The following is a 4,316-nucleotide window of genomic DNA, read 5'->3' as shown; positions in this document are numbered from 1 at the left end:
TCAGGGTATGAGCTAATCGGGTTTTGCTTGGCTTTAATTCCAAACCCATGCCTTTTAACCATTCGGAGATTATCTCTTTACATCTTTGGACAATGGTTATGTCTTCGTGGAGGATAACGAAGTCATCGGCGTAACGAATCAAGCTAACAGATTTTCTTTTATCCCTCTTGCTTAATTGAGTGCCGTCGGGACGTTTCATATCGTAATTATCTGCCGCTTCCATGATTGCGTTTTCCATTCCGTGAAGGGCGATGTTAGCCAATAAGGGGGATATTACTCCGCCTTGTGGTGTACCCTCAGATGTGGGGAACAACTGTTTTCCTTCCATAACACCAGCTTTTAGCCATGCTCGGATTTGCTTCCGTAGGATTGGGAAGGTATTGATTTTTCGTATTAGTTGTTCGTGGTCGATTCTATCGAAGCATTTGGCTATATCTGCGTCTAGTACGAATTTAGCTTTATGCTTTATCGCTAGAAATATTGCATCGATAGCATCTTGGCATGAGCGTCCAGGTCGGAACCCGTATGAGTTAGGTTCAAATCGCGCTTCCCATTCTGGTTCTAATGCCTTTTTGACAAGCGCCTGCAATGCTCGGTCTTTCATGGTAGGTATTCCCAAAGGTCTTTTTTCCTCCGTTCCCGGTTTTGGTATCCATACTCTCCGAGTTGGTTTGACCTTTGAACCCAGTTTTAATTGTTTTGCCAGTTCAAAACGTTGCTTTGGGGTCAGGCTTTTAATCCCGTCCACTCCCGCCGTTTTCTTTCCCTGGTTATCCTGGGTTACTCTACGCACCGCTAGCAGTTTTGCGGCCTGGGACTTCATCAACAGCTTTTGGAGTCCGCGAGTTGTTCTAACATCACCACGACGAGACGCTTGGTAGATGCGCTTTTGCAACTTAAACACTTGACGCTCTAATTTCTTCCATTGAATGCCCCTCCAAGTCACTGTCGGGTTTTCGCAGGCTTGATTAGGTATATCTGATGTCCATACTATCCTCAGCCAATCTTTATCTGATTGTTGGGCTTTAGTCTTTTTCATTGCTACTTGTACCCCTACCTTCTATTTCACCGTGAGTCTGTCAGCCTATCCCTACTGTTAGATAGGGCATTCGCTTATGACTCAATCTCTCCCATTTGTTACCTAGTTTCCTAGAGGTTTCGTCTTAGCTGACTACTCATTCAATCGACCTTGGATGAGAGTAATCAAATGGGTTACTTCGTTCCTCATAACCTTTGGTTTGTCCTGTTAGGATGATGCTCTCCACCGAGTTTTAGGGTGACACTTAGTAGACCGGAAAAAATACTTCTACTACCCTGTTCTTTACCCTTTTGGGACTCCCAGTGTATCAGCCTGATTTCACTGGTTCGCAGTAACGGTGGTTCTGACACATCTTCACTTTCGTTATCCATAAGGACTTGCTCACGGGGAACTGATTTATAGGCTCTCAGTACCTTTCCGCTTTCACCCCCGCTTCCAGGATTGATGGCTAGTCGCTACCTGGGGGGACGCAATACAGATATCGCGTTCTGTGTGCTTTCACCGATGTGTCTTCGGGATGAGACTTAGGCTTTCTAGGATACTTGCCTTCACTCACAAGGTTATGAAGTTGTCAGTACCAAGGATTTAAGTGCTTCTCAACCTATTGGTTACTTGATACTGCTAGTCGTCCCCCGATTTCTCGGTTTTGACTAAACGAATCGCACTTAATTGCTGCGTTTTCATCCCTGTCTAGCACAGATCCACACTTACAAATATGAGTGCGAACCGATAGAGACTTTTTCACTGTTACACCACAATTAGAACAGTTTTGACTGGTGTAATGTGGCCTAACTGCAATAGCAACCTTGCCAAACTTGAGAGCAAAATATTGAATCCATTCTCGAAATAGTGACCATGCTGCGTCATTAATTGACTTGGCTAAATGACGGTTTTTGACCATGTTTTTCACTTTCAAGTCCTCAAACGCCACAATGTCGTTAGACATTACTACGCACCTTGCTAACTTGACAGCAAAGTCTTTACGCTGACGCGAGACTTTTAAGTGTTGTCTACCCAATCGGTTAATTGCTTTCTTTCTATTCTTTGAACCTTTAACCTTTTTTGATACTCGACGCTGCAATCTTTTCAGTTTTTTCTCTGACTTTCTCAAGTATCTTGGGTTATCAACTTTGTTACCTTCACTATCGGTATAGAAATGATTTAATCCAACATCCAAACCGATATTCTTGCCTGTTGGTTCTACTGCCTGTTTGACATTTACGCTGATGCAGAATTGGCAATAATAGCCATCTGCACGTTTTACCAACCTAACCCTTTGTATTTGGTCTACTTGGTAGAAGTGTAGGTCATAAGTTCCAATCAGTTTGAAACTTCCCATTCCCTTTTTGTCAGTAAAGGTGATGGTTTTTCGATTTTCTGAAAGCTGCCAACCTGATTTTTTGTACTCAACTGAACGTTGATTTTTCTTGAATTTAGGAAAACCTTTTTTTCCCTTGGTTTTCTTCTTACAGTTGTCGAAGAATCTGGCAATCCCTGACCAACAACGTTCTGCTGATGCTTGTCTAGCCGTCGAGTTGAGTTCTGAAGCAAAGGAAAATTCTTTAGCCAATCTAGCGGTGTATTTGTTTAAATCGTACCCGTTCACATCTTTGTTATTGAGCCAATATCTCAAACATTTATTACGAATGAATTGAGATGTGCGGATAGCATCATCTATCGCTTTGTACTGGTTAAGTTTTCCCTTTAACTTAAATTCGTAGACAATCATGGTTGATCGACCTATCACCATTTTTCTAGTAGCATAGTTACTACAAAATGTCGATATTTAGGGGACTGGGAACTGGGTTTAGGGGTTAGGGAAGACTCCCCTGCTCCCCTGCCCCCCTGCCCAAACTAGGAACTAATCCCCTCTACCTGCATCAGGCGTTGTTTTAAACGATCGGGATCGCCGCGATCGACAAGTTGACCTTTTTCCAGTAAAAAAGCACCATCGCAGTAATTTAACTCATCTAAACGGTGAGTTACCCAAAGCGCCGTAATGCCTTGAGATTTAACTAAACGTTGCACTTGTTTCACTAGGTCTAACTGACTGTCAGGATCTAAAAGAGCGGTAGGTTCATCTAATAGTAAGACTTCGCAACGACGAGCGATCGCACCTGCGATCGCCACCCGTTGTTTTTGCCCCCCACTCAAAGCATAAATTGGTCTTCTTTGTAAAGCCCATAAATTTACCGCCGCCAAAGCTTCTTCTACTCGCTGGCGCACTTGCCTTTGGGGAAGATTTTCTGCCACCAGTCCAAAAGCCACATCTGCGCCAACAGTAGGCATAACTAACTGATGATCTGGATTTTGGAAAACGAAGCCTACAGGCTGGGAAATTTGAATTTCACCCGCTAGAGGAGTTAATAACCCAGCCAGTAATCTCAGCAAAGTTGACTTACCACTGCCATTAGTACCCAAAAGCATCCAAAATTGTCCTTTAGGTACATCCAAAGAGCAGGATTTGAACACAGATTCACCTTTAGGCCAGCTAAAGCAGAGATCTCGCACTGTAATGGCAGATTCAGTCATTTAATCACCATTTCCAACTAAATTCTTATTCTCCAGCCATCATTAAGAAGCCTGGAGGTCTGCCAGCAGCGGCAGCACTTGACTTCTGAGATAATTGCACGGCTAGGATTGCACTGGTGAGAATCGCTATTTTCTTTTCTGTTTGCTTCTCGCAGGTTAGTTCCAGAATTGCTGGATTACCAGAACGCATAGCTTCCAGAATTTCATTGTAAAGAGCGATCGCGTCCGATTCCTCTTTCCGTTGCACCGAATAAGGGAAGGGAGTGTTCTTTAAAGTCAGGTCAATAGTGAACATCAGGTGTTTCGAGATTTTAGTTAATTGCGCTACACACTATCTAGTTTATGAGAATTCAGTAGAGGGGATGAAAATTTCAAAACTTGCCCCTATAATGAGAAGACAGTAAAGAAACGTAAAGTCTTATTACGTTATTCACAATTCTGTGTCTTAGCCAAACTGGAAACAGTGCAGCAAGGCTAAAATCCAAAACCTGTACTCATAAACTATTCGGAGATTTGGGCAATGACTATTGCAGTAGGACGTGCCCCAGCAGAAAGAGGATGGTTTGATGTCCTCGATGACTGGCTCAAGCGCGATCGGTTCGTCTTCATCGGCTGGTCTGGAATACTGCTATTCCCCTGTGCATACTTAGCATTAGGCGGATGGCTCACCGGAACCACCTTCGTTACCTCCTGGTACACACACGGCCTAGCCTCATCCTACTTGGAAGGCTGCAACTTCTTAACC

General features: G+C 43.6%; 5 protein-coding genes and 1 pseudogene. 1 reads left to right on the top strand and 5 read right to left on the bottom strand.

Annotated features, from left to right (window positions below):
• The 5 genes from ACE1CC_RS33455 to ACE1CC_RS33435 all read right to left on the bottom strand — a co-directional run.
• On the bottom strand, window positions 1–1,039 hold a 1,039-nt coding region (locus tag ACE1CC_RS33455), incomplete at its 3' end, for a reverse transcriptase domain-containing protein (RefSeq protein WP_413274758.1).
• A gap of 185 nt (window positions 1,040–1,224) precedes the next feature.
• On the bottom strand, window positions 1,225–1,410 hold the full coding sequence (locus ACE1CC_RS33450) for a hypothetical protein (RefSeq protein ID WP_413274757.1): 186 nt from the start codon (window positions 1,408–1,410) through the stop codon (window positions 1,225–1,227).
• Window positions 1,411–1,640: 230 nt separating this feature from the next.
• Window positions 1,641–2,768: an RNA-guided endonuclease InsQ/TnpB family protein gene (locus tag ACE1CC_RS33445; protein WP_413274759.1), complete on the bottom strand. Its 1,128-nt coding sequence runs from the start codon at window positions 2,766–2,768 to the stop codon at window positions 1,641–1,643.
• 125 nt (window positions 2,769–2,893) lie between these two features.
• Complete coding sequence (locus ACE1CC_RS33440) at window positions 2,894–3,571, bottom strand: ABC transporter ATP-binding protein (RefSeq protein ID WP_413274756.1); 678 nt, start codon at window positions 3,569–3,571, stop codon at window positions 2,894–2,896.
• 25 nt (window positions 3,572–3,596) lie between these two features.
• On the bottom strand, window positions 3,597–3,866 hold the full coding sequence (locus tag ACE1CC_RS33435) for a hypothetical protein (RefSeq protein WP_413274755.1): 270 nt from the start codon (window positions 3,864–3,866) through the stop codon (window positions 3,597–3,599).
• Window positions 3,867–4,091: 225 nt separating this feature from the next.
• On the opposite strand from ACE1CC_RS33435, the pseudogene ACE1CC_RS33430 reads away from it, so the two are divergent.
• A pseudogene (locus tag ACE1CC_RS33430) lies at window positions 4,092–4,316 on the top strand (photosystem II D2 protein (photosystem q(a) protein)); the annotation flags it as partial.

It is taken from the genome of Floridaenema aerugineum BLCC-F46, from assembly GCF_041929345.1.
GTDB classification, from domain to species: domain Bacteria; phylum Cyanobacteriota; class Cyanobacteriia; order Cyanobacteriales; family Aerosakkonemataceae; genus Floridanema; species Floridanema aerugineum.
Note: the sequence above shows the minus strand (reverse complement) of the source record. Positions and strands in the feature narration are given on the sequence as shown.